We start from the raw sequence: 2205 nt of genomic DNA on the forward strand, positions 1-2205 counted from the left end.
AAGTTACATTTGTCCAAGATGGTGCAAAAGGCCCTGGACACCATGGGGTTCAGCGAACTGAGCCCGATCCAGGAGCAATCGATACCCCTTGTCCTTGAAGGCGTGGACATCATTGGCCAGGCGCGGACGGGCACGGGCAAAACGGCCGCGTTCGGCATTCCCCTCATCGAGCTCCTCGACGCGAGAACAAGACAGACCGACGCCCTTATCCTCTGCCCGACACGTGAGCTGGCAGTTCAGGTCGCGGGTGAACTGAGAAGGCTGGCACGGTACAGGAAGGACATCGTCATTGCTCCCGTCTACGGGGGACAATCCATCCGGACCCAGATCGCAAGCCTGAAGAAGGGGGTCCACATAGTGGTGGGAACGCCGGGCAGGATGATCGACCACATGAGGCGACGGACGATCAAACTGGGAACCGTTACGAAGGTGGTTCTCGATGAGGCCGATGAGATGCTCAACATGGGTTTCCTTGAAGATATCGAGACCATCCTCGACGCGACATCCCCGAACCGGCAGACCCTTCTCTTCTCGGCGACCATGCCGGAGAGCATCCGGAGGCTCGCCGCCAAGTACCAGAGGAACCCCTCCATCGTGAAGGTTGTCGGTGAAGAGCTGACGGTTGCGGAAGTGGAGCAGAGCTATATCGAGGTGCGGCCCGGCAGGAAGCTCAATCTTCTCCGGAAGGTTGTCGATACCTACAATTTTTCTTCATCTCTCGTGTTCTGCAACACGAAAAGATGTGTCGACCAGGTGGCCCGTGACCTCAAGGCCCTGGGCTATGACACGGAGGCCATCCACGGCGACCTGGCGCAGTCGCAAAGGGACCGGGTGATGTCGAAGTTCCGCAAAGGCCATTCCACCATTCTCGTCGCCACCGATGTCGCGGCCCGCGGAATAGATGTGAACGATGTCGAGGCCGTCATCAACTATGATGTCCCTCGCGATGACGAGTATTATGTCCACAGGATAGGCAGGACCGCCAGGATGGGAAAGACGGGACATGCCTTCACGCTGGTGCTCCCCACGGAGATGGGCAAGCTCAGAGACATACAGGCCTACGCGAAGACGGAGATAAAGCGCCACGCCCCCCTGTCCCCCGAGGATGAGTTCACCATGGCGGTGAGGATGGTGAGCAAGCGGCGGACCACATACAAGCTGTCGGGAAGAGGGCATTTCAGGAGGTCCTGATAAAGGAGAGGGGGATACCATGCTGGTAGGGAAGTTATTGACGGGCAACCGTGAACGTCTCGTGGTGGAGGTTCTCGACAAGTACAAGGGTACGAGGTCCATCGATTGCAGGATCTACAAGGTATTGAGCGATGGCGAACTGATGGCGACGGCGGACGGTGTCACCATAAGTCCCGATCAGGTCGGGAGCCTTGTCGATCTCCTCAAGGAAGCTGTGAAGAAGGCCCGTGAAAAGGAAGAGACTGCGCGGAGCTGATCCTCCCCTTGACGAATATTGAAGCTTCTTTTATTATTTCACTAGTGTCCTATGCGGTTCCTTTGTATCTTTGAATTCACGGGTTCATAGGATGAAGGGTGAAATACCGATACTGGCTTGTTCTTTTCCTGTGTGTTCTTCTTCTCTGTGCGGTGCTTTTTGGCATCTTCTACAATGAGGCCAAAAAGGACGCCATCGACAACCTGAACAATCAGCAGCTTCTCATCGCCCGGCAGACAAAGAAAGGCATCGAAGAGTTCTTCCGCTTCCACACAGGGATGCTTCTGAAGAATGCCGCGCAGGAACCCATGGCGACCCTCGGCAGCGGGGGCAGAATGAACATGGAGATGCTGTACAAGGCCCTGTCCGACAGCGTTGCGGCCGTTACCAGGGTCGACGCGACGGGGCGTATCATGTATACGGTTCCTTACAACGGGAAGAGTATCGGTCAGGACATCTCCCATCAGTCCCACGTCAGAGAGATCATGAGGAAGCACCAGCCTGTCATGAGCGATGTTTTCACGGCGGTCCAGGGGTTCAGGGCCGTTGCGCTGCACGTACCTGTCTTCGAGGGAGAAGCCTTCAGGGGCAGTCTGGGTGTCCTTATCCGCTTCGAGAGCATCGCGAGGAGCTATCTCGAAGGCATACGAATAGGCGATTCGGGCTATGCCTGGCTTGTCTCGAAGGAGGGGGTGGAACTCTACTGCCCGGTCCCGGGCCACATCGGAAGATCCGTGTTCGAGAACTGCAAAGATTTC

Annotated in this window: 3 protein-coding genes; all 3 read left to right on the forward strand. The window is 56.6% G+C overall.

Annotation, left to right across the window (positions count from 1 at the left end; genetic code table 11):
• The coding region (locus GXX82_13420) for a DEAD/DEAH box helicase (protein NLT24038.1) at positions 1 to 1191 on the forward strand (1191 nt) is incomplete at its 5' end.
• Between the two features lie 19 nt (positions 1192 to 1210).
• The gene (locus GXX82_13425; GenBank protein NLT24039.1) at positions 1211 to 1447 is read left to right on the forward strand and encodes a hypothetical protein; all 237 of its coding nucleotides are present in this window, start codon (positions 1211 to 1213) and stop codon (positions 1445 to 1447) included.
• A 98-nt stretch (positions 1448 to 1545) separates the two neighbouring features.
• On the forward strand, positions 1546 to 2205 hold a 660-nt coding region (locus tag GXX82_13430), incomplete at its 3' end, for a calcium-binding protein (protein ID NLT24040.1).

Source organism: Syntrophorhabdus sp., assembly GCA_012719415.1.
Classification (GTDB): Bacteria; Desulfobacterota; Syntrophorhabdia; order Syntrophorhabdales; family Syntrophorhabdaceae; genus Delta-02.

Coding starts and splice junctions, on each gene's coding strand:
- GXX82_13425 (NLT24039.1), top strand. CDS start 1,211: ATGCTGGTAGGGAAGTTATTGACGGGCAACCGTGAACGTCTCGTGGTG.